The following is a 23,410-nucleotide window of genomic DNA, read 5'->3' on the forward strand; positions in this document are numbered from 1 at the left end:
AAGGCGCGGGAAACGACGACAAAGGTGCGGGAAGCGAGAGCACGAACGGTGAAGACGCGGACGACGACCCGTAGCCGCGGCTAACCTCGAGAACATGCGTATTGATGACCGGTGGCCGACGTCGTTTTCCGTGCTGGGAGCCGGCGTGCTCACCACTGCGCTGTTCGCCGCGGCGCCGGCCGCTGCCGTACCGGTATACGGCAGCAACGGGGTGTTCGGCGTGACCACTCAGCCGCGAGAGGGGTGGGCGACGTCCTTCATCCCGCCCGGCCGATACCGGGTCGACCAGTCACCGAGCATGCAGCCCTACCAGAGTCCCCCGGGATTCTGGCTACGCTGCAGTGATTTCCCCTGTGCGGGAACGTCTCCGGGCAACATCATCGGTACCGGTGCCGCGCAGCGCGACGCTCCCACCTTCGTGGACATCCTGCCCAGCGATGTGGCGATCGCGCTGCACAACGTCACGTTGACGACGCTCCCCTGACGCTTCGCCTCGTTTCCAGTTGCGCGCGGACGGCATCGATACCGACGAGTTCGATGTCGTCCCGAGCGACGCGTTGCCAATCAGCACGGCTGATCGCGAAATGCAGCATGCGGTCCGGCGACCCCCGCCGGGGCTGAACTGACGTGCCGGTCTGCAGATAGGGCAGCGACCGGGTGACCGCGAGCGACGCGACGTTGTCGTGCCAGGCGCCGGTGGTCGCGTGGTCTGCGTCCAACCCGCGGAAGATCATGTGCAGCGCTGCCTGACGCACCTCGCGACCGATGCCGCGCCCCTGATACGCGCGCCCGATCCACGATCCGGTTTCGGCACTGCGAAGGACTGGGAAGCGGTCAGACGCGATGGAGCACATACCGACGACGACAGCACTCACGAGCACCGCGAAATGTAGATCCCAATGATCGACAGTCGTTTCAGCGCGCGAGCGCCAGTAGTACCGCAGGGTGTTGCGCTGCAGCTCCGGCGCGGCGACGTCGGTCCAGGGCCTGGTGAACGGCATGGTCGCAGAGTCATGAACGCCCTGCGCAGCCAGTTCCGCCAGTGCGAACCCCAGATCGTCGGTGACGTAGCGCAGCGTCACCGAGGGCGTCCTCACTTCCAGGCCCGCCAAAGGCCAAATCGTCGACACCATGACAGCCACGGCAACACACCGCGCCCCGGTAGTTGAACTGATTATCGCCCGCGGTCGGTTATCGCCAACGGTCCGTTATCGGCCGCCGTCCGTCACGCCCGCGGTAACTTTCAGCCCTCGGTTCGCTATCTCCCGCGAACCGTCATCGACCGCCCAACGCGGGGTCGAAAGTCGCCCGGGCGGCGACCGAGGCGGCCACTGCTGCCACGACGACGGCGGCATCGTCTTCCCGGTCCTTCGGGACCACGACCTCGGCGCTGTCCGCGTCCACGCGGTGCGCCATCAGCCAGTCGTAGAGCAGCCAGTCCAACGCGCAGGCCATGTCGAACCGGTCGGCCTGCGCATCGCCCGCGGCTGCGGTGACCCGCGCCAGCGCTTCAGCGTGCTCGCGGCGGGCGGCGTCCCGGTTCACGCCCGAACTGTCGAACAACAGCATGGCCAGAGTCAGCGGTAGCCGTGCGCCGTCCTCGGTGCGCAGCACCCATCGTCCGCCCTTCCACGGGCGGGCGGGATCAACCTGCACCATGTCTCCGAAGCCGCCCACCACCCCGAGTGTCGGCTCGTCGAGCTCACCGTCGAGGGGTGCGGGGCCCAGCAGGCCCAGCGGTTGACGGGCCAGGATCGACATCAGCGCGGCGGTGCCGACGATCTGTCCGGCGCGCACATCCGGAACCAACCCCATACTGTCGGCGGCCCGCGCGTAGTCCAGGCACAGCCGGTCGAGGCTGCAGTACAGCTCGGCGAGTACGTCACGCTCGACCGGTGACGGCCGCCGTCCACCCCCGAGTACGTCGCCGAACCGGCGCGCCGCATCGATGAGGGCGTCGTCCAGCGCGGACAGGTGAGTGGCGGCCAGACGGTCCGGTTCCTCGTCGGCCTCGACAAGCTCCAGCAGCGACGTCGGCCGCCCGTCGACCGTCGCCCAAGCGAACCCGATCTGGTCGTCGGTCTGGACTATTCGGGGCCTCATCGACGCCGCTCCCACACCATCACGCGGTTGTTGCCTGAGTCCGCGATCGCCAAGCGGTCACCGTGCAGACTCAATCCGTAGGGCCAGCACAGCGTGTCACGGCCGACCAGCGCCCAGCGGTTCTCTCCATTGGAGCTGAAATCCGGCTGCGCCAGCACATGGTCGGCGGGCCGCCCACCGAGTGGCTCCGAGGGCAGCTCATCCCACAGCAGCACCCGGTTGTTGGCGGTGTCGGCGACGGCGAGCCGCCCGTCGTCGAGTCCAACGGCGTAGGGAAACCGGAACCGGTCCCCGCTGTGGGGGCCGTACGGCCACTCGTCGGCCGACGAGAAGTCCTGCTGCCCCAGGACTGAATCAGCCGGTGCGTCATCGCCGGGATGCGGTGACCAACCGAGCACCCGGTGATCACCGGCGTCGGCGACCAACAGCAGTTCGTCGGTGCCGGTGACCGCGTGCGGCCACCGGAAACTCGCCGGTCCGACCGCCTCGCCGCGGTTTTCCTCCCGCGCGTGTTCGCTGGGTTGACCCAACACGATGTCGGCGGGCTGGCCGGGCTCGGGAATTCCGCCGGACCAGCCCAGCAGCCGGCGGTTACCGGTGTCGGCCACCCAGAACCGCTGCCCCAGCAGCGCGAACCCGAACGGCCAGTACAGCGTCGACGCCGAACACTCCTCGCCCGCGTTCGGCTCGACCGCACTCGAATCTGCCTGTCCGAGAACGACATCGGGTGCTACGTCGTTGCGCTGCGGCACCTCGTCCCAGACCAGGATGCGGTGATGCCACGCGTCGGCCACGATCAGACGTCCACCGATGACGGCGACTCCGGTGGGGAGGTTCATCCCCCGCTCGGGGCCCCGCCCGCCCGCGGCCCGCCCTTCCGACGTCCCGTCGGGCTGGCCGAGGACCACATCGGCCGGTTGCTCGTCGGACTCGGGAACACCGTGCCAGATCAGCACCCGATGGTTGCCCGAGTCCGCCACCACCACATGAGAGTCGTCGAGGAACACCCCGCGCGGCGAATACATCCACGCCATGCTCGGGGAGGCCTGCGGCAGCGCCAACCCGCCGGGCGCGGGCGCGCCCAGCCAGGTACGAGGCTCCCATCCACCGCTGTGCTCATCGGTCAGCACGGCGAGCGCGCCGACTGGGCCCGTCCGTCCGCCTGCACGGCCATTCACGCTGTGGCGCACGGTGTACCGGCTCATGGGCCGACCCGCACCCAGACATCTCCATCCTCGACCCGCAGCGGCAGTTGTTCGAGCTGCACACCGGGGGCGGACAGACACTCCCCGGACGACGCGTCGTAGCAGAACCCGTGCCACGGACAGGTCAGTGTCCCGGCCGAGACATCCAATACGGCATTGTCCAAGGGCAGTGCCTCGTGAGCACATTCGTTGCGGTAGGCCGACAGCCGCTGATCGACATTGACGACGAGGACATCGGGGCCGTGCACACTGACCTCGCCGACCGGGACCGCGTCGGCGCGGGCCACCCGCACCCAGCCCTCGGCCTCCGGGTCGGCGGCGCGGCGGAACGACACCGACTCGATCGGAATGATCGTCGGCGTGGGCTCGTTGGGGAGTACCTCGACCGTGCTGATCGCCGGAACCGCCTGCAGCAGCGCACTCTCCACCAGTTCGCGGAGCGTGACCGAGGACATCGAGCAGCCGTTGCACGCGCCTTCCAGACGAACGAACGCGACGCCGTCGGCGACACGGTCGAGCGTGACGTCGCCGCCGTGACTGTGCAGTTGGGGACGTACCGCGGCCAGCGCCCGTTCAGCCAGGGTGACCGGGTCGGGGCGGATGATGCCGTGGAGCGTGAGCAGCATGCGCACCACCGGGTCGTCGACGAGGTCGAACAACAGTGGCCGCGCCGCGTCGTCGGCGCGCATTCGCGTCACGATGGTGACCAGCCCGGCCCGGTGGATCTCCTCCAGCGCAGCCTTGAGCTCTTCGGCGGCTGTGCGGGCGGCGGGATCCAGTCCGGCGACGGCGGCCAGCGCGTCGTCGACGCGGCGCGCCAGCGTCTCGAGGTCGGCCCCTTCCTGCAGGTCGGTCATCGTGCCTCCTCGCCGCGATCGAGGGCCGTCTGGCGGGCCACCTCGTCGAGGATGTCGCGAACCGTGCGTACCGAGTCGGTGTCGCCGCCGTCCTCGAACAGGAACCGGGCCTCGTAGAGCTTCGCTTTGGCCTGGTCGAACAGGCCCAGATGCGCGAGAACGTTGCCCTGATTCGCCAGCACCCGGGCGCGGCCCAGCGGATCGCCGTCGCGGTCGCGCGACTGCAGCACCGCTTCGTAGATCTCGACCGCCTCGACCAAGTTCTCCTGACGGTGTTTGGAGGGGGTGTAGACCATCGAGTTGGCCAGGTTCAGCTGCACGCTGGCCCAGCGTTGCGGATGCTCGTCGCGGGTGAATACGGTCAGCGCCTGCCGCAGGGATTGCGCGGCGATGCCCAACCTCAATTGGCTCGACGCTTCCACCATCGGCATGGTCAGGTAGGCGGTGGCGAGATCGGCGTGCGCGGAGGCCCACAACAGCGGTGCGTCCTCACGCCGGATCAAGTGCAGCGCGGAGTGGTAGTGCGGAACGGTGGCGGGCAGCAGCTCGGGGCGCTGCGCGGCGCGCTCGTGCAGGATCCCTGCCGCGCTCAGATGCAGTTCAGCGCGCGCGACACGCAACGCATCGGCGTCCTCGAGCAGACTCAGAGCCCGCTCGAGACGTTGCAGAGCCGAGGGGTCCTCGACGTCGCGGCACACCCCGGCCGCGGCACCGGCCAGCACGCCGGCCAGGGGTCTGCTCACCGATGCCGCGAGTTCGGCGGCGCGGTCGAGCAGCGGCACCGCCGCGGCGGGGTTGCCGTCAGCCAGCGCCGCCGAGGCCTGCGCGGCCAGCACGATCGCGGCGATCTCTCCGTCGTGCCCGTCGAGCTCGGGCGCGGAGTCGGTGCGCCCCAGGGCGAAAAGCACCACGTCGACCAGCACGGCGAACTCTCCGAGGTCGGCGCGGATCGCGGCGGGGTCGGCCTGGTCGGGATCGAGAACGAATCTGTTGTAGCGCGACACCGGGTCTTCGCCGGTCAGTGCGTGCAGGGCGCTGTCCCGGTCACCGGCGAGGGCGTGGCGGTACGCCTCGAGCCGATCCGGCCACTGCTCGGGAAGCCGGCCATCGACCAGCGCGGTTCGGGCGGCTTCGGTGTCGTGGCCCGCCGGGATGAGCAGGTATCCGGCGGGGAGGCCGAACGCGCCCAGCGGCTGCGGACGCGCGGCAAGCATGGTGCCGGTGTCCTCGGACACATCGGCGACGGTGTCGGTCACGGCCCTCCCACGAGATTCATCCCGATAACGGTCCCTTGAGGTCGCGCTCGGCGGCGCGTTTGATCAGGTCTGCGGCCAGCTCGGCCCGCCCCCGGGTGCGGTGGGTGGCGATCCGTTTGCGCACCACCCCGTCGTCGAAGACGACGACGATGTCGACGGCCCAGTGCCCCCGCTCGTGGACCACCACGGTGTCCACGGCGCGGGCCTCATCGGCGGAACTCTCGCCGCGGACCGTGGTCGGCGGCCTGTTGTTCGGAGACGGGTCTTGGTGATCACTCATGGCGATCACCGTTCCCGCTCCTCGTCGCCGGAAACCGGGATGCGCAGCGCGGCGTGGTCATCGTCCCAGAATGCCTGGAAAACGCCCTGAAGTGAGGTCTCCCTCAGCAGCTCACTGACGAGTACCGACCGGTCCCCGGCGGGATTGCGCTGTTTGAGCAGCAATCCCCCGCTGCGGGGCCCGCGCAGCGGAATCAGCCAGAACGTGCCGTCGCGCACCACGGCCGTCACGGCGTCGGAGGGGAACCGCGCCGCCGCCAGCGCGGCATCGAGGCGCAGATATCCGTCCGCGGTGAACTCGACGGTCGCCGCAGCGTGCCCGGCCGGACGCAGCGGCGCCAGGAAATCCCGCTCGACGACGTCGATGACCTGCTCCATGGCCGCGGCGACCGGTTCGGAGAGTTCAGCACCCATCTCGACGCCGGCGACCTCGACGAGAAAGACGGTGATGTCGCTCGGGCAGTCGTCGGCGAGTGCCCAGCGCGCGAATGCGATCGCGTGGTCCCAGCGAAATGAATGGGTGTGCAGACCCTGCAGCGGCGGAAGTTCGGCGAATTCCTCACCGGGTACGCGGAAGACCGTGCCCGGCGCCGATCCGGTGGCCGCGGCATCGATGATGACCACCCTGCCGGCCCCGCGCATCTGGAACGCCACGTCCATGCCTGCCGTGCCGCCGTCGACCAACTTCGCGCCGTCGGGTACGCCGCGCTCCCACAGGTGACGGACCAGCACGGGTCCCACCCCGTCGTCGCCGCGTAGCAGGTTGCCGCACCCGATGATCACGACGTCGCAACCCGGCGGCTGGAGGGTAGCCGCCGGGTTGCTGGTCGTGGGGTTCACCCGTGGTGAGGGCAGGTCACACCATCCCGTTGATGACGAACTTGTTCAGCTCGCGTCCCGTCTTGCCGTCGTAGGCGTGCACCGTGCACACCAGGCACGAGTCGAAGCTGCGGGCCACGTGACCGAGCTCGACCGGATCCTCGGCGTCGACGATCGGCGAACCGACCAGGGCCCGTTCGATGGGGCCGAGCGTCTCGGAGCCGTCGCGCGGCCCGATGTTCCACGCGGTCGGGGTGACGACCTGATAGTTCTTGATCTTGGAGTCCTCGATGACGATCCAGTCCGACAGCGAGCCGCGAGCCGCCTCGGTGGAGCCGAACCCGCGGCCCTCGGCGTATTCGGTGGGCTTGGTGTAGAAGCTGTCCTTGAGTTCGAGGGCGTCCAGCCACTGCCGGGTCCACTTGTAGTATTTCGGCGCCTCGTGCATGCGGGCCAGCTGCCGCACCATGACCGACGGCCCGATCGTGTTGTAGATGTCGCCGAACAGTGGGTCGTTGTCCTGGTGCGGCGCGGGATTGGGGCCGGCGGCGGCCATCCGCCGGGCCAGCGGACCGGCCTCCAGCGGGATGTTGCCCAGGTCGCCGACGGCGTAGCGCGGAGACTTGGCCCAGCTGTACTTGCCCTGCTTGCGACCCTGCTCGGGGTCGATCGGGATGGTCTCACCGTCGAACGGGTGCAGCGGCCGGTCCCCCTGGTAGAAGGAGTGCGTCACGTCCTCGCGGACGTTGGCCTGGTCGAACTCGTAGTACCGGCCGTCGGCGAATACCCCGGAACGCCCGATCAGTGCGGCGTTACGTCCGTCGATGGTGGGGTTTTCGTACAGCGTCGGGTCGAAATAGGTGCCGGTGGCCAGATAGTTGCCGACGCCCTGTCCGTACTTGTCCAGCCCGACATCGAGGCAGTAGCGGATGAAGAAACCGCAGTCGCTGTTGTATTGCGCCTCGTTCTCGTCCACCCACGCCAGCACGTCGTTCCACGTCTTGTTCTCCAGCCACCGGTCCACCGAGCAGCCCAGCCACTGGCCTTCCAGCCAGGCGTCGTTCCAGTGCTCGAGGATCGCGATCGATCGGGTCACGTCCGACAACGTGGGCGCGCACATCACTCCACCGGGCACCATGAAGCTCGAGTGGGGCCACTGGCCGCCGAAGATCGCATACACCTCGACCGGTTTGGCCGACAACACCACGCCCGGTTGATAACTCGTGCCGACGTAGGGAGCGAACCGGCGCACGGCTTCGTCGTACAGCGACGACTTCGCATAGTTCTTGTTGGTCAGGTCGATCGCGAACAGCGCGTAGAAGTACCGCGGGATGGACTGCAGCGTCTCGCATGCCTGGCCGATGTTGCGGACCAGCGTGGCGTTGGGCGGCATGTGGGTGCGCCACGCGGTGTCCAGGGCGTAGGCCGACTTGTACAGGTGGCTGCCGCCGCAGATGCCGCAGATGCGGGGACACACCACCAGCCCGGCCTGAGGGTCCTTGCCCCGCAGGATGATCTCGAAGCCGCGGAACATCGCCGCCTCGGTCCACGCCGAGGTCACCACACCGTCTTCGATGGTGACGCGGACGTCGAGGTCACCCTCGACGCGCCCCAGCGGGCTGACGAAGAGATCGAGTTGATCGGTCATTCAAGGAGTCCTTTTCTGTTGGAGACCATCGCCTCAGACGACGAACATGTCTTCTTTGGACCACTGCGGCGCCGCGATTCGGGCCGCCGCGGCGAGGCCCATGTACGTGAGGTGGTCGGTACCCTCCGGCACTTCCTTGGGGATCATCCCGCTGACCTTCTGGGTCTTGAACAGAGTGCCCGGCGCGAGGTCGAAGTGCGGGAACTCCGGTTCGGTGCAGCCGATGCACGGCATGCCGGCGCGGGTCTTGCTGCTCTGCCGGTTCCACAGGATGCGGTTGCACGGCGAATGCGTCATCGGTCCCCGGCAGCCGAATTCGTAGAACAGGCACCCTGTTCGGGTACCCTCGCCGAACGACATCGTGGACTGTTTGTATTCGAAGAACTGCACCCGGGTGCAGCCGGTCTGGGTGAACGTCTTGAAGAACGTCTCCGGCCGGTGCAGGTCGTCGAGGGTGATGTCACCGGCGCGGCCGGTGGCGAGCGCGACGAGAATCTGGGTGATCCAGTCCGGGTGGGCGGGGCAACCGGGAATGTTGATCACCGGCAAGCCCATCTTGGATCGGAAATCCGGCCCCAGGAAGCCGCCTTTCTCCCGCTTGTGGAACTGCAGACCGGTGGACCCCGACGGATTGGGTTCCATCGCCGGGATGCCGCCCCAGCATGCGCAGTCTCCGATCGCGACCACGATCTGCGCGGCGGCGGCCAGATCGGTGACCCAGTCCTTCATCGGCCGGTCGGCGAACATGTCCGTACGCCCGTCGTAGGCCTCCATGACAGACCCCTCGAAGACGAAGATGTCCAGGGGTCGCTCGCCGTTGGCGCAGTCCCAGAAGACTTTCTGGGCGTTCTTACCCAACTCCAGACCCAGCGACGGATGCCACACCAGGTCGAGACCGAAGTCGACGATCAGGTCGACGACGTTGGGCTCGTCGGCGTTGAGAAACGACATCGTGTTGCCGCTGCACGCGCCGCCCTGGAACCAGAGCACCGATGCCATGGAGACTCCTCTCGACTCACCGGCGGCGTCGGCCTCCGGTGCGGTGGGCTGTCAATTCGGTTGTCGGGGGGTCACTTCAGTGACCGGAAAGCTCAGACCCTGCGGCCGAAGGCGCGGGCGACCTCGATCAGGTATGCCAGCCCGCGCGTCACGTCCGGGTCTTTCGCGGCACCGCGCAGCGTCGACCAGAGCCCGCGCAGCCCACGGGGCGGCGCGGGTACCGATGAGCGCGCCGAAACCAGCGCATCTCCCAGGGCGGCAACGACCTCGGCGCCCCTGGGGTCGGTCAGTGACGAGCTCAGCAGCGTGTTGATCGCCGGGGTCGCTTTCACCAGTCCACCGGTGAGCACGGCCAGGCTGGCCGACAATTCGGTCAGGTCGACCTCGCGCAGCGCGGCCAGGCCGGGGATCTGCTCGCTGGAGCCGCTGAGTTCCCCCCACGCCGAGGTGAGATTGGCGGTGATGTCGTCACCGCGGCGGACGAATCCGTCCAGACCGCTGACCAGCACCGCCAGCAGGTCGGCGTGGTCGAGCAACGTCGTCAGCGCCTCGGCGACGCGCGGATCATCGAGACGGTCGCGCACGGAGTCGGCGGGACCGGCGCCGTTCACCGAATCCAGGACGGGTGTTGCTGCCGGACCGCTGGCGCCCATCCGATACCTCCCGGGGCGGGATCCCCTGCTGCGCGGGGGATGTGGCTGTTGCGCCCAACGTACTGCGCGGGCGGCGCCGTGCCTATCGCTTTCGCGCAACAGCTATCAGGATTGCGCAGAGATGGCTACGCTGAAACGAGCCCGTCCGTCAGGAGCCTTGTGTTGCCGCCTCGAATTCGGTTCCCCGCCACCAAAGTTAGCCTTCCCTACCTTCGGGCGGGAACGCGGTCGCACTGATGTCTCGGTTGACGCGGCTGGGCTACATCGACATCCGTCGGACCAGCGATCCGGTGCGACGCAAGGTGCGCTCGCGCGGAGTGCCGCCGGCGCTCACCGCCCATGAGATCTTCTACACCGAAGACGTGGGCAAAGCCGCCCGGCTGCTCGGGCGGGCGTTGACGCCGTTGACGCTGACGGTCGACCCCGCCGACGCCGGCGGCTTCGCGGCCACCATGCACGGGGTGCGGCTGCGCAATGTCAGCATGCTCTACCTGGACCTGCACGTGCCGGCCACCATCGACATCCCCGAGTCCGGTCGGTACTTCGCGGTGCACATGCCCCTCAACGGGGTTGCCACCGTTCACCATCCGGCGGCGACCTTCCAGGCGAACACGATGCGCTCGCTGGTCTCCAGCCCGGGCACACCGTTACGGATCGAGCTGGGGCTCGACGCCCCGCAGCTGTTGATCCGCATCGAGCAGCAGGCGATGACCGCCCACGTCACCCGGCTGATCGGCCGCAACCTGGTCAGGCCGCTGGTGTTCGATCCCGACTTCGACCTGGCCACCGAGGCCGCGATGCGCTGGCATGCCGCCGTGCAGCTGGTGCACACCGAGGTGTACCACGCGGGTTCACTGATCCAGAAGGGACGCGGTATCAGCTCGGTCGAGGAACTGGTGATGAGCAGCCTGTTGCATCTCCAGCCATCGAACTACCACGCCGACCTCACCCAACCGGTGTCGGCGGATCCGCGGCGCACCGTCATCCAGCAGGCGATGGATTTCATCGACGGCCACCTCGCCGAACGGATCACGATGGAGTCGCTGGCTCGCGAAGTGCACATGAGCGTGCGATCCATCCAGCAGGGGTTCCGGGCCGAGCTGGGCATGTCCCCGATGGCGTTCGTGCGCGAGCGGCGGCTGGAGCGCGTGCACGAGGAACTCACCGATGCCATCCCCTCCGACGGGGTGACGGTGACGGCGGTCGCGGAACGCTGGGGCTTTCACCACCTGGGCAGTTTCGCCGTGGAGTATCGCAAGCGCTGGGGCGAGGCCCCCTCGGAGACACTGCGGCGCTGACGAGCGTCGCCGACGACACTGCGGCGCTGACGAGCGTCGCCGACGACACGCTGTCTCAGCAGATGCGGGGCAGCTGCTCGCCGAGCTCGCGTTCCACGACCCGGGTGGTGCCGAAGGCGGTGCGCGCCACGGCCATGCCCGGATGGTCGCCGACCACGCGGCCGATGACGGTTGCCTGGGCGCCTTCGGGTCGGCCGCGCATCGCGGCGAGCACCGCGTCTGCGTGGGCCGGGTCGACGAAGGCCACGATCTTGCCTTCGTTGGCGACCTGCAGGGGGTCCAGCCCGAGAAACGAGCAGGCCGACGCAACGGCATCGGGCACCGGCACAGCGGCCTCGTCGATCTCGACGCCGACCGCAGCGGCACGCGCGATCTCGACGAGCGACGCCACGAGCCCACCGCGGGTGGGATCACGCAACGTGTGTACCGCCCCCGGGTCGCCCGCCTCGGTCGCACCGGAGAGCATCGCCGCGACCAGCCGGTGCAGCGGCGCGCTGTCGGTGCGCACCTCGGTGCCGAAGTCGATGCCCTCACGCACGCTGAGGATCGCCACCCCGTGCTCGCCGACCGGGCCGGACAGAATCACCACGTCACCGGGGCGGGCACGTTCGGGCCCGATGTGCACACCGGGCGGTACGACGCCGACGCCGGCGGTGTTGACGAACAGTTGGTCGGCGCTGCCCTTTCCGACGACTTTGGTGTCGCCGGTGACGATCGACACGCCGGCCTCTTCAGCGGCCCGCCCCATGGTGGAGGCGATCGCGCCGAGCACGTCGAGCTCGAGTCCTTCCTCGAGGATGAAACCCGCGGTGAGGGCCACCGGCTGCGCGCCACTGCACGCCAGATCGTTGATGGTGCCGTGGACCGCGAGATGGCCGATGTTGCCCCCCGGGAAGAACAATGGCTGCACCACATACGAGTCCGTGGTCAGCGCGACGCGGCCGGAACCGACGTCCAGCAGCGCCGAGTCACGGGCCGGGCCGGCCGCCGATCCGAACGCCGGCATGAACAGGTTCTCGATGAGCTCCTCGGACAGCACTCCCCCGCCGCCGTGGCCCAGCACGACCCGCCCGGTCTCGCGCAGCGGCAGCGGACAGACCCAGTCGGCGGGGTCGACGGTGACCGGCTGCTCAGGCATGCGCGGCGCTCGCTGTCGGCGATGCCGCGCTCTCGGCCGCCGCCAGCCGGCGGAATTGGTAGTAGGCCGCGCACGCGCCTTCGCTGGAGACCATGGTGGCGCCCAACGGTGTACGCGGTGTGCACGCCCGGCCGAACGCCGGGCACTCGTGGGGTTTGAGCAGACCCTGCAGCACCTCTCCGCTACGGCACTGGTCCGATTCGGCCACCCGGATGTCGCCGACGCCGAACCGGCGTTCGGCGTCGAAGGCGGCGTAACGCGGCGATAGGGTCCATCCCGATGCCGGAATCAATCCGATGCCGCGCCACTGCCGGTCGGTGACGGCGAAGACGTCGGCCAGCGTCTGCTGTGCCACCGTGTTGCCCTGTGCGCTGACCGCACGCGGGTAGGCGTTACGGAGTTCGGGAGTGCCCGACTCCAACAGCTCGACCACCTGTCGGACCCCTTCGAGCAGATCCAGCGGCTCGAAACCGGTCACCACGATGGGCACGCCGAACTCGTCGACCAACGGACCGTACTCGCCGGTGCCCATCACCGAGCACACGTGACCGGCGGCCAGAAAGCCCTGCACCCGGTTCGTCGGCGAGGACAGGATCGCTCTCATCGCCGGGGGCACGAGGACGTGCGACACCAGCATCGAGAAGTTCGTCAGCCCGAGCCGCTCGGCGTGCACGACGGCCATCGCATTGGCCGGCGCGGTGGTCTCGAACCCGACCCCGAAGAACACCACCTGCTTGTCCGGGTTGTCGGCGGCCACCCGGGTGGCGTCGAGCGGCGAGTACACGATGCGGACGTCGCCTCCGCGGGCACGAACCCCGAACAGGTCGCGACGGCTGCCGGGAACCCGCAGCATGTCGCCGAACGAGCAGAAGATGACGTCGTCGCGCGCCGCGATCTCGAGGGCGCGGTCGATCATCTCCAGCGGAGTGACGCAGACCGGGCACCCCGGGCCGTGGATGAACTCGACGGCTCCGGCCAGCAGCTGGTCGATGCCGTTGCGGATGATCGAATGGGTTTGCCCGCCACATACTTCCATGACCGTCCAGGTCCGGGTGGCTCGACGCGTGATGGCGTCGACGAGGGTCTTGGCCGCCGCCGGATCGCGGAACTCGTCGAGGTACTTCATGCCGAATTCCTCTTCATGTTCCCCGGGGTGTCGTGACGGTCGGGCTGCTCACCGGCCAGCTCCTCGTCGAGCACGCCGAGGTCGGCGAACATCTGCAACGTTTCGTTTGCCGACACCTCGTCGAGGCGGGTGATCGCGAAACCCGCGTGCACGATCGTGTACTCACCGACCTGCATGTCGGGAAGGTAGGCCAGGCAGACGGTTTTGGTCGTGCCGCCGAACTCGACGGTCGACATCCGCGTCCCCGCTTCCTCCCAGATCTCGATCACCTTGCCGGGGATTCCGAGGCACACTGGCCGCTCCTTTCCTCTTCGACGCACTCCGACAACGAGGCCGCGGCGACCGCCGCCTGCCCGAGTGCCAAACCTCCGTCATTGCACGGCACCACCCGATGGGTGAGCACCTCCAGCCCGCACGCCCGCAGGCCGGCGGCGATGCCGGTCAACAGCAGACGGTTGACGAACACACCTCCGGTCAGCCCCACCGTGGTGATGCCCGCTGCGACGGCTGTGTCGGCGGCCGCCCGCACGGTGGCTCGCACGACTGCGTCGTGAAACGCCGCCGCCAGACCGGCACGGTCGGCGCCGGCGCGCATCCCGGCTGCCAGGGCGACGATCACCGGCGCCGGGTCGAGGACGGCGCCGTCCCACGCGAAATCCAGCGTCGGGCGCCACCGCGCGGTACGGGCGAGGTGTTCCAGTTCGACCGCGGCCTGCCCTTCGTAGCTGACGTTCTGACATACCCCCAGCAGGCTTGCCACCGCGTCGAACAGCCGGCCCATGCTGGTCGTCGCAACGCATCCGAGCTGCCGGCTGAGCTGTTGGGTCAGGATGTTCATGCCGGCAGCGCCGATCGCGGCGGCGGGCGGCAGGTCGTCGATGCCGGTCACCCCGGCCCGGAGCATGAGGTCCACCGCGATCCGGGCGGGTTGGCGCACCGCTCCGTCGCCGCCGGGCAGTGCGAACGGTGCGAGATGAGCGACCCGGGTGAACCGGGTCGGGTCGCTGATGGCGAGCAGCTCGCCACCCCAGATCGTCCCGTCCGTGCCGTATCCGGTGCCGTCGTAGGTCACGGCGATGACCGGGTCGCCGAGGCGGCCGTGTTCGGCCAGAAGCGCCACCGCGTGGGCGTGGTGGTGCTGAACGGCGCGCACGCGCCCGCCCCGTCGTTGCGCCCACCGGCTGGTCGCGTAGCCGGGGTGCAGATCGCAGGCGACGAGCTCGGGGTGGCGTCCGGTCATGAACGCCAGGTGCTCGACAGCAGTGGTGAAGCACTGTTGGGTCCGGGGATCGGCCATGTCACCCAGATGGGAGGACAGGTGCGCACGTCCGTCGGGGCCCGTCAGTGCGAAGGTGGTCTTGAGGTCGCCACCGGTGGCCAGGACGGTCGGCCGGTTCCCCGCCGTGCCTCCCGACCCGACCGGCAGCGGCGCGTAGCCGCGTGATCGGCGTACCGGCAACTCGGCGCCGTCGTCGTCGATCGCGACAACGGAGTCCTCACAGGGCACGTGTATCGGCCGGTCGTGGGTCAGCACCGCGTCGGCGAGGCCCTCGATCCAGTCGAGGTCGCCGTCGCGGTACGCGATGGGTGAGCCGCCCTGGTTGGCCGACGTCATGACCAGCGCACCGCCACCGAGCGCTGCGAACAGCAGATGGTGCACCGGCGAATAGGCCACCATGAGCCCGACGTCGCGCAGGCCGGGTGCCACGAGTGGGCTGAGCGTTCCGGGCCGCACCGGCACCAGCACGATCGGGGCGGCCGGTCCGCTCAGCGACCGGGCCGCGGCAGCGTTCACCTCGGCGATGCGCCGGGCGCCCTCGATGTCGGCGGTCATCACCGCGAAGGGTTTGGCGGGCCGGTTCTTCCGCTGACGCAGCGTCGCCACCGCTTCGTCGTCGTCGGCGCGGCAGGCGAGGTGGTAGCCGCCGATGCCCTTGATCGCGACGATCGACCCGCCACGCAGCGCTTCGGCAGCCGCCGCCACCGGCGGCCCGCCTCCCGGACCCTGCCAACTCAGCGTCGGGCCACACTGCGGGCAGGCGATGGTCTGGGCGTGGTAGCGGCGGTCGGTGGGGTCGGCGTATTCGTCGGCACACGCCTGACACATCGCGAAATCCGCCATCGTCGTGGCGGGCCGGTCGTAGGGCAGATCGGTGATGACGGTGTAGCGCGGACCGCAGTTGGTGCACGTGATGAAGGGATGCAGGTACCGGCGATCGCTGGGGTCGAACAGCTCCCGCAGGCAGTCGGCGCAGATGGCGATGTCGGGTGCAACCAGGGTGCGCGCCGACGGGGTGGTGGCGTCGTCGCTGTGTCGGATCGCGAATGTCGTGTCGCCCTGAGGCGCGGTGGTTTCGACGTCGATCGCGTCGATGCGCGCGAGCGGCGGCGGTGCGTCGCGGAGTCGGGACAGCGCCGCGCCCACCCGCTCGCCGGGGCCCTCGAATTCACAGTGCACCGCCCCTGAGGCGTTGAGCACGAAGCCGGTGACCCCGTGTTCGGCGGCGATGCGGGCAACCTCGGGGCGGAACCCCACGCCCTGGACCAGGCCGGTGATGCGCAGCCGGAGACGCACGGTGTCAGCGACGCGGGCCACACCGTCGGTTTCCGCACATGCGCTCATGGGGCGCGGGTCTCCTCAGCTCTGCGTCAGTGGGCTGTCGACACAGATCGGCCCGATCAAGGCTATCCCTCCCCCGGGGGCCCAACAATCGCAATCTCGCAGACAGGTCTGCGCTTTTCCGTTGGCCGTGGACCCTGCGCAGGCTGTGGTCGCAGGATTACCCTGCGGATGTGCACGAGTTGTCGCTGTGTCATGCGATCGCCGGAGTCGTGACGTCGCATGCCGAGGGGCGACCGGTCGAGGTCGTCCGGGTGCGGGTGGGTGCGCTGCGGCAGGTGGTCCCGGACTCACTGCTCTTCTGCTGGAGCATCGTGCGTGACCATGAGGGGCTTGGGGTCGCGGAGCTGCAGATCGAGTCGGTGACCGCCGCTGTGGAGTGCGGCGCCTGTGGTGCGACATCGGACATCGCGTCGCGCTTCTCGGTGTGTTGCCCAGTGTGCGGCAGCGGCTCCGTCGAGGTGATACGTGGTGAGGAGTTCCTGGTGACGTCGATCGATGTGCGCAACCACGACGAGGTCCTCGAGCACGGGGCTGGTCGTGGGTAGGTTTCATCGCCACGATGACGGCACCGTGCACACCCACGATGACGACATCGTGCACAGCCACGGCAGCGACCTCGTGCACAAGCACGACGGCACCGACCAGCACGGCGACCACAGCGGCTACGCCACCGCCACCGAGCGGGTGGATGTTCTCCAAGCCATCTTCTCCGAGAACGATCTCCGCGCATCGATCAATCGGGAAGCGTTCGAATCGAACGGAATTCGCGCACTGAACCTGATGAGCTCGCCTGGTTCCGGGAAAACCACGGTGCTGGCTGCCACCCTCGACGAACTCGCCGGCGAGCTCGCCGTCGGGGTCATCGAGGGAGACATCGCCACCGACCTGGACGCCGCGCGACTCTCCGGACGCGGCGCGCAGATCTCTCTGCTGAACACCGACAACGGTTTCGGCGGTGAATGCCATCTCGACGCGCCGATGGTCAACCGCGCTCTTGCCGGTCTCGAGCTGGATGCACTGGACCTCGTCATCATCGAGAATGTCGGGAACCTGGTGTGCCCGGCCGAATTCGACGTCGGCGAACACGCCAAGGCAATGGTGTACTCGATCACCGAAGGCGAGGACAAACCGCTGAAGTACCCGGTGATGTTTCGCGCCGTCGATGTGGTGCTGCTCAACAAGATCGATCTGGCGCCGCACTTGGACGCCGACGTCGCGACTTACATCGAGCGGATCAGACAGGTGAATCCGACCGCCACCGTGCTGGCGGTCAGCGCCCGCACCGGGGAGGGCATGGCCGACTGGTTCGCCTGGCTGCGGCGCTTCGCCGCTGGGGCCTGACCGCGACTTCGCCGCCGGGGCCTGAGTGCGGCTACAGCGGAGAGGCACCGCGCAGGTGCTCGAAAATCAGAGACGTCTGCGTCCCGGCGACGTCGGCGTCGGCGTTGAGGTTCTCGACGACGAACGCCCGCAGGTCGTCGGTGTCGCGCGCGGCGACGTGCAGGATGAAGTCGTCGGCACCGGCCAGGAAGTACACGTCCATCACCTGCGGCTTGGCCCGGATCTGGGCTATGAAGTCGCGGATCTTGCCGCGCGCGTTGAACTGCAGGCTGACCGAGATCATCGCCTGCAGCGTCAGGCCGATCGCGGCCGGGTCGATGTCGGTGTAGAAGCCGCGGATCACGCCGGCCTCCTGCAACCGGCGCACCCGTCCGTGGCACGTCGACGCGGCGATGCCGACCAGTTCGGCCAGCGCGCTGTTGGACATCCGCGCGTCGGCGTGCAATGCGGTGAGGATGCGACGGTCGGTGTCGTCGAGAGCAACGGTCCGAACATCCTTCGGCGGCTGCGATCGACCAGACCCCTCGGCCGACGATTCTGCTGGCATGTCTGGATGCTAGCGAATGATCCACATTGATATTGCGTCAGAGCCGAGGGTTCTTCACACTTTGAAGGACTTTTCTGTTTTCCTGACCTAGCGCGAGGAGCGATCATGCGTGTCGGAATCCCGACCGAGATCAAGAACAACGAGTACCGCGTCGCGATCACCCCGGCGGGCGTCTCCGAATTGGTGCGCCACGGCCACGACGTGCTGATCCAGGCCGGCGCAGGCGAGGGCTCGGCGATCACGGACGACGATTTCACCCGCGCCGGCGCCCAGATGGTCGACGGAGCCGACGCGGTGTGGGCCGACGCCGAGCTGCTGCTCAAGGTCAAGGAGCCGATCGAGCCCGAGTACTCCCGGATGCGCAAAGGGCAGACACTGTTCACCTATCTGCATCTGGCCGCCTCGAAACCGTGCACCGACGCACTGATGGCCTCCGGCACCACGTCGATCGCCTACGAGACGGTTCAGACGTCAGACGGAGCGCTCCCGCTGCTGGCTCCGATGAGTGAGGTCGCGGGCAGGCTCTCCGCTCAGGTCGGCGCCTACCACCTGATGCGCACCCAGGGCGGACGTGGCGTCCTGATGGGCGGGGTGCCCGGCGTCGCTCCGGCCAGGGTGGTGGTCATCGGCGGCGGCATGGCCGGCGACAACGCCGCCGCTGTGGCCTGGGGCATGGGCGCGCACGTCACCGTGTTCGACCTGAACATCAACATCCTGCGCAAGATCGACGCCGAGTACGGCGGCGCCATCGAGACGCGCTACTCGTCGCGGCTCGATCTCGAAGACGCCGTCAAGCAGGCCGACCTGGTCATCGGCGCGGTGCTGGTGCCCGGCGCCAAAGCCCCCAAGCTGGTGCTGAATTCGACCGTGGCCGAGATGAAGGCCGGTGCCGTCCTGGTGGACATCGCGATCGACCAGGGCGGGTGTTTCGAGGACTCCCGCCCCACCACGCACGACGATCCCACCTTCCGCGTGCACGACACGGTGTTCTACTGCGTGGCCAACATGCCTGGCGCGGTGCCGAGCACGTCGACCTACGCGCTGACCAACGCGACGATGCCGTACGTGCTCAAGCTGGCCGACAAGGGTTGGCGCGACGCGTGCCGCGCCGACGCCGCGCTGGCCAAGGGCCTGTCCACCCACGAGGGCGCTCTGCTGTCCGAGCAGGTCGCCGCAGACCTGGACCTGCCGTTCACCGATCCGGCGGACGCGCTGCGCTGATCGTCACCCGGAGATGTCGCCGTCCACATAGAACCAGCGCCCGGCGCGGCGGCTGAAGCGCGAGCGCTCGTGCAGCACGCCGGCGCGGTGGTGGGCCAGGAACTCCACCTCACCGGCGTCGTCATCGACGCCTCCGCCGACCTGGTCGACGATCTCCAGACGCGACCAGGTGACCGCGCCGACTGCCACGTCCTCCGGCCGGGTGCGGGGATGCCAGGTACGCCACAGGTAGTCGGCGTCGCCGGCGACGTAGGCGCTGTACCGCGAGCGCATCAGCTCCTCGGCGGTGTGCGCCTGCCGCTCGCCCAGGTGCAGCGGCAGACAGCAGCGACCGAACACCTCGTCGCCTCCGCAGGGACAGGGGCCATCGGGTTGCACACAGACAGTGTGCCTCAATTGACGGGTGTCAAGTAAAGTCGAGGACATGCTGATGCTCGCCGACGTTCTGCCTGACGCTCCGACGACCACCGACGACGCGCTGCAACGCTATGACGCACTGCCTGTCGTCGAGCCGGAGTTCATGCTCGGGACCTGGCATGGTGCCGAGGTACCCACCGCTCACCCACTCGACGGCATGCTGGCCGCAAGCGGCTGGTGGGGCAAGCAGTTCCGCGACGCCGAAACCGTGCACCCCCTGCTGTTCCCCACCTCCGACGGCAGCGCGCTGTGGCCACTGAATCCCGCTCTCGCGTTCGGCGGTCTGGGCGTCGCCACCAAGGTTCCCGGGGTGAAGAACCGCAACTTCGCCGGCACAATCGCCGCGCTGCGTCCGATACTGGCGGCGCGCGGCCCCAAGGCCCGGCTGCGCACCACCCGCTACCGCGGCGTGGACACCGCGACGATGATCTACGACCAGCTCCCGATCAACGACGTCTTCCGTAAGCTCGACGACCAAACCATTCTGGGCGCAATGGATCTGCGCGGCATCAGGTCGCCGTATTTCTTCCTGCTGCGGCGCGACGACGACTCACTGCCCGTCGTCTAAAGCGTGTCGAACAACTCTATTGAATGTTCGGCACCGCCCTTCTCGGGCGTCGTCGGTTCAGGCCGCGGGTGCGGTGTGAACGTCGGTTCCCGCGTCATTCGGGCTGGTTTCACCAACACGAGGGTGTTGGCCAGCGCCGTCCCGTCGGCGGGCTTTGGTGGCCCGGCCCCGTTGCTTGGGGGTCCGGGGATCGGTTGAGGTGTCGTGCTGGTGGCCCTGGCCCCAGCGGGCCAGATTCCGCGCGGCGTTGGCGTCTCTGTCGGCGGTATGCCCGCATCCGCAGGTGAACACCCGATCCGCCAAGGTCATCGAACTGTCGATGTCCCCGCACTCAGGGCACAGACGGGTCGATGGATACCACCGGTCGGCTTCGATGAGCTGCCCGGCCCGCCACGCCTGCTTGTACCGCAACAGCCGCGCGAACTCCGACCAGCTGGCGTCGGAGATGGCGCGGGCCAGCCGATAGTTGCGCAGCATTCCGGTCACGTTGAGGTCTTCGATGACAATCCGGTCGTGGGTCTTGACCAGCTCGCCCGACACCTGGTGCAGGAAATGGCGGCGCACGTTGGCGACACGATGATGATGCCGCCCCAACCGGGCCGCGGCATCCTTGCGGTTTCGTGATCCCTTCTTCTTGCGAGACAACGACTTCGACAACCGCCGCTGATGAGCGATGCCGGCGGCCAGCGCCTTGGGGGCGTCATCGATGCGGGCGACCTCGGTGCCGTCTACAGTCGCGGCGACCAGGAACGCCGACAGGCCGCGATCCACCCCCACCCAGCCGCCACCGTCGTCGCGGCGGGGTGGGTGCTGATGAGCTGAGTGCAGATCGGCGGCCTCGACATTGAGTGCGATCCACCAACGGCCCCCGTGACGACTGAGGGTGGCGAACAGAATCTTGGCCCGGTCCTTGGCGAGCATGCGTCGCAGTCGGCGGGTGTCGTCATGGACGGCGATCTGGCCGATGCCGGGCAGCGTGAGCGAACGGGGCCGGTCGTTGTCGCCGATACGGATCGCGGCGGGTTTACCCTTGGGGTGCTTGTTGCGCAGCCGAAACGACGGGATGTCGCCGGTTTTCTTCTTGAACCGTGGGAACCCGACGCGGCGGCCTTTGCGCTTGCCCGAGCGCGAATCAGACCATGCCGCCAACCCTTTACCCAGGTCAACGGCGGCTTCCTCGAACACCTGCTGGCACACATCGCCCCGCCAAGACAGGCCTGTCACCACCACTTCGACGCCACCGTCGGCATCGACAGCGAACACCCGGCCGGCATCCTCGGTCTTCTTCCACCCATTGAAGGTGTTGATCAGGTCGAAAACCGTCCACGGCACCGTGGTGCCCGGGTCGGTTCGCCGGCCAGACAGGCTGGTTTTGACGATCCGCAGGCACTGGTTGAACGCGAACCGCGACGCGCCAGCATGGCGGGCCAGCACGTCACGCTGCTCGACCGTCGGGTCGAGACAGAACCGGAATGTGGTGTGCCGCGCCATCACCATTCAGCGTCTCATGACGGACTGACAAGCACGCTGGCCATTGCAATCGTGTCGGTACACGTGATGACGATTCGTGGTCATGTGACCCGAAACCTGGTCGGCGCCGCCGGTACCGCTCTGATCTGTCCGATACCGCGTGGGCGCGCATCGCCCGCTTCCTCGTCTCGAAACATCCCAGAGGTGGGCGGCCCTGCCCACCGCAGCGGTGGCGCGAGTACCTCGACGCCATCTTGTATGTGCTGCGCACCGGGTGCGCGTGGTGGCATCTGCCGCACGACTTCACCGTGTCGTGGTCAGCGGCGCACAAACACTTCCTGCGCTGGTGCCGCAACGGCACATGGGCGCGAATCCTGACCACGGTCCGCGGCGAGGTCCGTACCCGCTCCGGCCGCCGCAGACGACCCACCGCGGCCGTCGTTGATTCCTCCAGCGTCAAGGCGTCCTTGGTGGCCGGGCCGCGCGGGTTCGACGGGGCAAAGAAGGTCGATGGCGTCAAACGTCATGTGCTCGTCGATTCCGGCGGCGTTCTGGTCGCCGCCGTCGTCACCGCTGCCAACGTCGCCGACCGCGCGGCATTCCCCACGCGGCTAAACAAGGCAAAACGCATCGCCCCGACCATCAGCCACGTGTGGGTGGATAAGGGCTACACCGGTCAGACCGTGACCAGCGCCGCGGCCAGGGCCGGTGTCACAGTGGACGTGGTGTCCGGGCCGAAACCCGGCCGCGGGTTCATCGTCGAACCGCGACGCTGGGTGGTCGAACGCACCAACGGCTGGATCAACCACTGCCGACGACTCGACCGCCACTACGAAGTCACCCTCAAAGCACACGAAGGCTTCCTCTACCTCAGCCAGATCGCCCTACTGCTACGCCGACTCGACCGCACCCAGTTATTCGACACGCTTTAGGGCCTACTGCCCGTCATACAGATCGGTCGCCACCAGGGCCGCCAGCTCGCCGATCAGGTCACGCCGGCTCGGCGCCTCCGGATCCTCGCCGGCCGAACGGGTCATGATCGACAGCAGCAGCTGCCGCCCGTCCGGTCCGTACGCGATCCCCACGTCGTTGGCGGTGCCGAAATCCCCGCTGCCGGTCTTGTCGGCGGTGGTCCACCCGGGTAGGCCGGCCCGCATGCTGGACGTCTCGTTGGCCCGCATCCAGTCCTGCAGAGTCTGACGGCTCGACCCGGCCAACGCGTCGCCGGCCAACAGGGCACGGTAACCGGTACCCAGAGCCAACGGCGTGCTGGTGTCGCGGGGATCGCCCGGCGCGGCCGAGTTCAACGCCGTCTCCCACCGGTCCAGCCGCGTCACCTCATCCCCGATCGAGCGCGCGAATTCGGTGATCGCCGACGGACCACCGAGCACGCGCAGCAGGGCGTTGGCCGCGCTGTTGTCGCTCTGCTGCACCGCGGCCTGGCACAACTCGGCCAAGGTCATCGGTTGACCCACCCGGGGCTCTGTCACCGGCGAATACGTCACCAGCTCCGAGGGCGTGATCGTCACGGTGTCGGTCAATGCCGACAGCCCACGGTCGACCCGGGCGAGCACGGCTGCCGCGGCGTAACCCTTGAACGTCGAGCACATCGCGAAACGGTCCTCGGCACGGTGCGCGAACCGGCGGCCGGTGGGCAGGTCCACGGCGTGCAGCCCGACGATGACCCCCTCGCGCCGCTCGAGCGCCTCGATCCGGGGGTCGGTGGGCGGGACAGGCGTGTTGGGGTCGTCGCGGACGGGGGGCTCGGCGCGACCGCACGCGGCGAGCGCGGTCACCGACAAGCCGCCCAGCATCAGACGCCGGCGTGACAGCGATGTCATG

Annotated in this window: 25 protein-coding genes; 7 read left to right on the forward strand and 18 right to left on the reverse strand. The window is 68.4% G+C overall.

Features of this window, described 5'->3' with window-relative positions; translation table 11 throughout:
* Positions 1-94 precede the first annotated feature (94 nt).
* The gene (locus J3476_RS19365; protein ID WP_286183360.1) at positions 95-484 is read left to right on the forward strand and encodes a hypothetical protein; all 390 of its coding nucleotides are present in this window, start codon (positions 95-97) and stop codon (positions 482-484) included.
* On the opposite strand, the gene J3476_RS19370 is transcribed toward J3476_RS19365, so the two are convergent.
* The 10 genes from J3476_RS19370 to J3476_RS19415 all read right to left on the reverse strand — a co-directional run bounded on the left by J3476_RS19370 (position 462) and on the right by J3476_RS19415 (position 9,819).
* Positions 462-1,133: a GNAT family N-acetyltransferase gene (locus tag J3476_RS19370; RefSeq protein ID WP_207068051.1), complete on the reverse strand. Its 672-nt coding sequence runs from the start codon at positions 1,131-1,133 to the stop codon at positions 462-464. The two genes, J3476_RS19365 and J3476_RS19370, sit on opposite strands and share 23 nt — an antisense overlap.
* Before the next feature lie 142 nt (positions 1,134-1,275).
* Entirely contained in the window at positions 1,276-2,103 is an 828-nt protein-coding gene (locus J3476_RS19375; RefSeq protein WP_207067998.1) for a hypothetical protein, read from the reverse strand.
* Complete coding sequence (locus J3476_RS19380) at positions 2,100-3,308, reverse strand: NHL repeat-containing protein (protein WP_207067999.1); 1,209 nt, start codon at positions 3,306-3,308, stop codon at positions 2,100-2,102. Before J3476_RS19380 ends, J3476_RS19375 begins: the two co-directional genes overlap by 4 nt.
* Positions 3,305-4,165, reverse strand: a complete 861-nt coding sequence (locus J3476_RS19385) for a NifU family protein (RefSeq protein ID WP_207068000.1) — start codon at positions 4,163-4,165, stop codon at positions 3,305-3,307. Before J3476_RS19385 ends, J3476_RS19380 begins: the two co-directional genes overlap by 4 nt.
* Complete coding sequence (locus J3476_RS19390) at positions 4,162-5,379, reverse strand: hypothetical protein (RefSeq protein ID WP_207068052.1); 1,218 nt, start codon at positions 5,377-5,379, stop codon at positions 4,162-4,164. Before J3476_RS19390 ends, J3476_RS19385 begins: the two co-directional genes overlap by 4 nt.
* Before the next feature lie 58 nt (positions 5,380-5,437).
* On the reverse strand, positions 5,438-5,701 hold the full coding sequence (locus tag J3476_RS19395; protein WP_207068001.1) for a hypothetical protein: 264 nt from the start codon (positions 5,699-5,701) through the stop codon (positions 5,438-5,440).
* Between the two features lie 5 nt (positions 5,702-5,706).
* Positions 5,707-6,480 carry a hydrogenase maturation protease gene (locus J3476_RS19400; RefSeq protein WP_207068053.1) on the reverse strand — a complete coding sequence of 258 codons (774 nt, stop codon included), beginning with the start codon at positions 6,478-6,480 and terminating at the stop codon, positions 5,707-5,709.
* 76 nt (positions 6,481-6,556) lie between these two features.
* Positions 6,557-8,167, reverse strand: a complete 1,611-nt coding sequence (locus J3476_RS19405) for a nickel-dependent hydrogenase large subunit (RefSeq protein WP_207068002.1) — start codon at positions 8,165-8,167, stop codon at positions 6,557-6,559.
* Between the two features lie 33 nt (positions 8,168-8,200).
* Positions 8,201-9,166: a hydrogenase gene (locus tag J3476_RS19410; protein WP_163674343.1), complete on the reverse strand. Its 966-nt coding sequence runs from the start codon at positions 9,164-9,166 to the stop codon at positions 8,201-8,203.
* A 92-nt stretch (positions 9,167-9,258) separates the two neighbouring features.
* On the reverse strand, positions 9,259-9,819 hold the full coding sequence (locus J3476_RS19415; protein WP_207068003.1) for a DUF1641 domain-containing protein: 561 nt from the start codon (positions 9,817-9,819) through the stop codon (positions 9,259-9,261).
* A gap of 236 nt (positions 9,820-10,055) precedes the next feature.
* On the opposite strand from J3476_RS19415, the gene J3476_RS19420 reads away from it, so the two are divergent.
* Positions 10,056-11,117: an AraC family transcriptional regulator gene (locus J3476_RS19420; RefSeq protein WP_207068004.1), complete on the forward strand. Its 1,062-nt coding sequence runs from the start codon at positions 10,056-10,058 to the stop codon at positions 11,115-11,117.
* Positions 11,118-11,172: 55 nt separating this feature from the next.
* On the opposite strand, the gene hypE is transcribed toward J3476_RS19420, so the two are convergent.
* Genes hypE through hypF form a run of 4 tightly spaced genes read right to left on the reverse strand, consistent with a single transcriptional unit; the run spans position 11,173 to position 16,004 of the window.
* Positions 11,173-12,255, reverse strand: a complete 1,083-nt coding sequence (hypE, locus tag J3476_RS19425) for a hydrogenase expression/formation protein HypE (RefSeq protein ID WP_207068005.1) — start codon at positions 12,253-12,255, stop codon at positions 11,173-11,175.
* A complete protein-coding gene (hypD, locus tag J3476_RS19430; RefSeq protein ID WP_207068006.1) occupies positions 12,248-13,381 on the reverse strand; it encodes a hydrogenase formation protein HypD in 1,134 nt (377 codons plus the stop codon). Before hypD ends, hypE begins: the two co-directional genes overlap by 8 nt.
* Positions 13,378-13,674 carry a HypC/HybG/HupF family hydrogenase formation chaperone gene (locus J3476_RS19435; protein WP_207068007.1) on the reverse strand — a complete coding sequence of 99 codons (297 nt, stop codon included), beginning with the start codon at positions 13,672-13,674 and terminating at the stop codon, positions 13,378-13,380. The genes hypD and J3476_RS19435 overlap by 4 nt, the downstream gene beginning before the upstream one ends.
* Positions 13,647-16,004 carry a carbamoyltransferase HypF gene (gene hypF / locus J3476_RS19440; protein ID WP_207068008.1) on the reverse strand — a complete coding sequence of 786 codons (2,358 nt, stop codon included), beginning with the start codon at positions 16,002-16,004 and terminating at the stop codon, positions 13,647-13,649. Before hypF ends, J3476_RS19435 begins: the two co-directional genes overlap by 28 nt.
* 170 nt (positions 16,005-16,174) lie before the next feature.
* On the opposite strand from hypF, the gene J3476_RS19445 reads away from it, so the two are divergent.
* Positions 16,175-16,549, forward strand: coding sequence for a hydrogenase maturation nickel metallochaperone HypA (locus J3476_RS19445; protein WP_207068009.1), 375 nt, complete (start codon positions 16,175-16,177; stop codon positions 16,547-16,549).
* A complete protein-coding gene (hypB, locus tag J3476_RS19450) occupies positions 16,542-17,345 on the forward strand; it encodes a hydrogenase nickel incorporation protein HypB (RefSeq protein WP_207068010.1) in 804 nt (267 codons plus the stop codon). Before J3476_RS19445 ends, hypB begins: the two co-directional genes overlap by 8 nt.
* Before the next feature lie 31 nt (positions 17,346-17,376).
* On the opposite strand, the gene J3476_RS19455 is transcribed toward hypB, so the two are convergent.
* Positions 17,377-17,892 (reverse strand): Lrp/AsnC family transcriptional regulator, encoded by a 516-nt coding sequence (locus J3476_RS19455; RefSeq protein ID WP_152516754.1) that lies wholly within the window; start codon positions 17,890-17,892, stop codon positions 17,377-17,379.
* A gap of 105 nt (positions 17,893-17,997) precedes the next feature.
* Between J3476_RS19455 and ald the strand changes: the two genes are divergently transcribed.
* A complete protein-coding gene (gene ald / locus J3476_RS19460; protein WP_152516753.1) occupies positions 17,998-19,113 on the forward strand; it encodes an alanine dehydrogenase in 1,116 nt (371 codons plus the stop codon).
* A 3-nt stretch (positions 19,114-19,116) separates the two neighbouring features.
* On the opposite strand, the gene J3476_RS19465 is transcribed toward ald, so the two are convergent.
* Entirely contained in the window at positions 19,117-19,491 is a 375-nt protein-coding gene (locus J3476_RS19465) for a YchJ family metal-binding protein (RefSeq protein ID WP_207068011.1), read from the reverse strand.
* Between the two features lie 46 nt (positions 19,492-19,537).
* Here J3476_RS19465 and J3476_RS19470 point away from each other — a divergent pair, with 46 nt between their 5' ends.
* Positions 19,538-20,098, forward strand: coding sequence for a DUF4334 domain-containing protein (locus tag J3476_RS19470; protein WP_207068054.1), 561 nt, complete (start codon positions 19,538-19,540; stop codon positions 20,096-20,098).
* 57 nt (positions 20,099-20,155) lie between these two features.
* On the opposite strand, the gene J3476_RS19475 is transcribed toward J3476_RS19470, so the two are convergent.
* Positions 20,156-21,589: an RNA-guided endonuclease TnpB family protein gene (locus J3476_RS19475; RefSeq protein ID WP_207068012.1), complete on the reverse strand. Its 1,434-nt coding sequence runs from the start codon at positions 21,587-21,589 to the stop codon at positions 20,156-20,158.
* A 125-nt stretch (positions 21,590-21,714) separates the two neighbouring features.
* Here J3476_RS19475 and J3476_RS19480 point away from each other — a divergent pair, with 125 nt between their 5' ends.
* Positions 21,715-22,500, forward strand: a complete 786-nt coding sequence (locus J3476_RS19480) for an IS5 family transposase (protein ID WP_207068055.1) — start codon at positions 21,715-21,717, stop codon at positions 22,498-22,500.
* 3 nt (positions 22,501-22,503) lie between these two features.
* Here J3476_RS19480 and bla read toward each other — a convergent pair whose 3' ends face one another.
* Entirely contained in the window at positions 22,504-23,409 is a 906-nt protein-coding gene (gene bla, locus J3476_RS19485) for a class A beta-lactamase (protein ID WP_207068013.1), read from the reverse strand.
* Position 23,410 lies beyond the last annotated feature (1 nt).

Source organism: Mycobacterium sp. PO1, from assembly GCF_017312405.1.
Lineage (GTDB): Bacteria > Actinomycetota > Actinomycetes > Mycobacteriales > Mycobacteriaceae > Mycobacterium.

Excerpts from the sequence above, each read along its gene's own strand:
- J3476_RS19370 (WP_207068051.1), bottom strand. The coding sequence starts at position 1,133 with ATGGTGTCGACGATTTGGCCTTTGGCGGGCCTGGAAGTGAGGACGCCC.
- J3476_RS19415 (WP_207068003.1), bottom strand. The coding sequence starts at position 9,819 with ATGGGCGCCAGCGGTCCGGCAGCAACACCCGTCCTGGATTCGGTGAAC.
- J3476_RS19420 (WP_207068004.1), top strand. The coding sequence starts at position 10,056 with ATGTCTCGGTTGACGCGGCTGGGCTACATCGACATCCGTCGGACCAGC.
- J3476_RS19365 (WP_286183360.1), top strand. The coding sequence starts at position 95 with ATGCGTATTGATGACCGGTGGCCGACGTCGTTTTCCGTGCTGGGAGCC.
- J3476_RS19405 (WP_207068002.1), bottom strand. The coding sequence starts at position 8,167 with ATGACCGATCAACTCGATCTCTTCGTCAGCCCGCTGGGGCGCGTCGAG.
- J3476_RS19375 (WP_207067998.1), bottom strand. The coding sequence starts at position 2,103 with ATGAGGCCCCGAATAGTCCAGACCGACGACCAGATCGGGTTCGCTTGG.
- J3476_RS19455 (WP_152516754.1), bottom strand. The coding sequence starts at position 17,892 with ATGCCAGCAGAATCGTCGGCCGAGGGGTCTGGTCGATCGCAGCCGCCG.
- ald (WP_152516753.1), top strand. The coding sequence starts at position 17,998 with ATGCGTGTCGGAATCCCGACCGAGATCAAGAACAACGAGTACCGCGTC.
- J3476_RS19470 (WP_207068054.1), top strand. The coding sequence starts at position 19,538 with ATGCTGATGCTCGCCGACGTTCTGCCTGACGCTCCGACGACCACCGAC.
- J3476_RS19380 (WP_207067999.1), bottom strand. The coding sequence starts at position 3,308 with ATGAGCCGGTACACCGTGCGCCACAGCGTGAATGGCCGTGCAGGCGGA.
- bla (WP_207068013.1), bottom strand. The coding sequence starts at position 23,409 with ATGACATCGCTGTCACGCCGGCGTCTGATGCTGGGCGGCTTGTCGGTG.
- J3476_RS19385 (WP_207068000.1), bottom strand. The coding sequence starts at position 4,165 with ATGACCGACCTGCAGGAAGGGGCCGACCTCGAGACGCTGGCGCGCCGC.
- J3476_RS19395 (WP_207068001.1), bottom strand. The coding sequence starts at position 5,701 with ATGAGTGATCACCAAGACCCGTCTCCGAACAACAGGCCGCCGACCACG.
- hypE (WP_207068005.1), bottom strand. The coding sequence starts at position 12,255 with ATGCCTGAGCAGCCGGTCACCGTCGACCCCGCCGACTGGGTCTGTCCG.
- hypD (WP_207068006.1), bottom strand. The coding sequence starts at position 13,381 with ATGAAGTACCTCGACGAGTTCCGCGATCCGGCGGCGGCCAAGACCCTC.
- hypF (WP_207068008.1), bottom strand. The coding sequence starts at position 16,004 with ATGAGCGCATGTGCGGAAACCGACGGTGTGGCCCGCGTCGCTGACACC.
- J3476_RS19390 (WP_207068052.1), bottom strand. The coding sequence starts at position 5,379 with ATGCTTGCCGCGCGTCCGCAGCCGCTGGGCGCGTTCGGCCTCCCCGCC.
- J3476_RS19410 (WP_163674343.1), bottom strand. The coding sequence starts at position 9,166 with ATGGCATCGGTGCTCTGGTTCCAGGGCGGCGCGTGCAGCGGCAACACG.
- J3476_RS19475 (WP_207068012.1), bottom strand. The coding sequence starts at position 21,589 with ATGGCGCGGCACACCACATTCCGGTTCTGTCTCGACCCGACGGTCGAG.